3 protein-coding genes are annotated in these 1,932 nt (G+C 75.3%); 1 reads left to right on the top strand and 2 read right to left on the bottom strand.

Going from position 1 to position 1,932, the window contains the following annotated elements:
* Positions 1–588 precede the first annotated feature (588 nt).
* Entirely contained in the window at positions 589–867 is a 279-nt protein-coding gene (yidD, locus tag AB6N23_RS18225) for a membrane protein insertion efficiency factor YidD (RefSeq protein WP_412867368.1), read from the top strand.
* A gap of 59 nt (positions 868–926) precedes the next feature.
* On the opposite strand, the gene AB6N23_RS18220 is transcribed toward yidD, so the two are convergent.
* Together AB6N23_RS18220 and AB6N23_RS18215 are read right to left on the bottom strand one after the other, a co-directional pair.
* Entirely contained in the window at positions 927–1,421 is a 495-nt protein-coding gene (locus AB6N23_RS18220) for a metallophosphoesterase family protein (protein WP_412867369.1), read from the bottom strand.
* 86 nt (positions 1,422–1,507) lie between these two features.
* Complete coding sequence (locus AB6N23_RS18215) at positions 1,508–1,804, bottom strand: hypothetical protein (protein WP_378207944.1); 297 nt, start codon at positions 1,802–1,804, stop codon at positions 1,508–1,510.
* Between the last annotated feature and the right edge of the window lie 128 nt (positions 1,805–1,932).

Here is a 1,932-nt window from a genome sequence, read left to right as displayed (position 1 = left end):
AAGGAACAGACGCTCATCCTCGATCAGCCTTTCGGCATCCCGCAGGAGGCTCGTTCACCATCGTAGCGGATGTTTTCGCCTCCCGGACCACCGTGGTGACCGTTCGGCTTTCCGCCCGACTGCGTCCAGACTAGCAGATGTTTTTCCCTCCCGGAACCACCGTGGTGATTTCAGGAAAGGCATTCCGCTCGCCCTGGGGCAGCCATTCCAGCGTAGCGGATCTTTTCTGCACTTCTCGCCACCGTGGGTGTGATCCGTGCGATCCGCCGGCGCCGCCCGCCGTCCCTGTCAGGAGGCCGCCCGCGTCCGTCGGTACGACGTCCGCTGCGGCCTCACCCGGGAGGAGGCAACCGCTCAAACTTAGCGGAGCTGAGCCTGAAGGTCAACCAGCCGCTCGGCGACGTAGCTCCGCGACCAGCCGGTGCCGTACGACGCCGGCCCGAGAGTGCTCCTCCGGTGCCCCGCACCCACGGTGGTCCAACAGCGCGGACCGCTCCGGCATTCCCGCGCGTCGCCCCGCGGCGCCCGCCCCAGCCGCACCCGCTCGCTCGCCGGGCGTCGCCGCTGCGGCGCCCCTAGCGTGCGGGGATGACCATCGCCTCCGTCGTCGTCGACCGCCTCATCCGCGGCTACCAGCGGAACGTCTCCCCTCGGAAGGGATGGGCCTGCGCGCACCGGGTCGCCCACGGCGGCGCCTCGTGCTCGGCCGCCGTCCGGGACCTCGTGGCCCGCCGTGGCGTGCTCGGCTCGGTCGTCCCCACCGCCGCACGGTTCGTGGCCTGCTACCAGGCAGCCGCGCTGCTGGCGCAGACGGACGTGCGCGGCGTGTGCTGCTGCGGCGGCATACCCATCCCGTTCCGGTTCTGAGCATCCTCTCGGCGCCGGCCGGCACGACCGCCGCGCGGCGGTCGTGCCCTCCGGCGGCCTCACCGCGCGGTGCGCGGCGGGAGCCGGTGCAGCTCGAGGTCGCGGACCTCACCGTCGACCGTCGTCCACGTCAGCCACGTGTGGTGCGGCTGACGCCGTCGGTCCGTCGGCGACCCGGGGTTCAGCAGCCGCACGCCACGCGGGGTCACGCTGTCCCAGGGGATGTGGCTGTGCCCGAACACGAGGACGTCGAGGTCCTCGAACCTCCCGTCGACGCGCCGCTCCCGCCCGGTGGCCGGGCCGGTCTCGTGCACGACTCCGAGCCGGACGCCCGCGACCACCAGCCGGGCGACCTCGGGCAGCCGTGCGCGCAGGTCCGGGCCGTCGTTGTTGCCGTGGCACGCGAGCAGGCGTGCCGCGCGCGCCTCCAGACGGTCGAGCAGGTCGACGTGCACCCAGTCACCGGCGTGCACCACCAGGTCGGCCGCGTCCACCGCGGACCACAGCGCCCCGGGCAGGTCGCGGGCGCGGGCCGGCACGTGCGTGTCGGCCATCGCCACGACGCGCACGCCGGACGGGCCGCCGGCGAGCGTCCCGCCGTCCTCGCGGGCCCCGTGCGGGGGCGTCGGCACCTGCGGGCTCACGGGCGGCGCGGCACGGACCGGCGGTCGCGGCCCTCGCGCGGGCGCAACGCCCCGCGGCACCGCGTGCAGACGTGCCGCACCTCGTCGGCGTGCCGACCCGTGTCCGGCTGCGCGTCCTCCCAGGCGACGTGCGGGAACCGCGCCAACGACGCGCGGCTCAGGGGGATCCCGCACACCGTCTGGTTGGTGCCCTCGAGCCACCCGTGCACCTCGCCGGCCGGCATCCGCACGCCGTCCGGGTCCGTCCACGTGCTCGACGCCGCGACCCGTGCGCCCGTCGGCCGCCGTGCCATCGCCACCGTCCTCCTCACCGGTGCGCGTGCCGCCCACGCGCGCGTCCGGTCAGCCTCACACGGGCGCCGCGGGCCCGCGCGCGCGGCGCGCCGCAGCACCGCGATGCGGCGGACGAGCCTCGGGCCGG

The sequence above is a fragment of the Cellulomonas pasadenensis genome (genome assembly GCF_047229365.1).
Lineage (GTDB): Bacteria > Actinomycetota > Actinomycetes > Actinomycetales > Cellulomonadaceae > Cellulomonas.
Note: the sequence above shows the minus strand (reverse complement) of the source record. Positions and strands in the feature narration are given on the sequence as shown.

What these genes read in the sequence shown, in the direction of transcription:
- yidD (WP_412867368.1), top strand. Translation starts at nt 589, where the DNA reads ATGACCATCGCCTCCGTCGTCGTCGACCGCCTCATCCGCGGCTACCAG.
- AB6N23_RS18215 (WP_378207944.1), bottom strand. Translation starts at nt 1,804, where the DNA reads ATGGCACGGCGGCCGACGGGCGCACGGGTCGCGGCGTCGAGCACGTGG.
- AB6N23_RS18220 (WP_412867369.1), bottom strand. Translation starts at nt 1,421, where the DNA reads ATGGCCGACACGCACGTGCCGGCCCGCGCCCGCGACCTGCCCGGGGCG.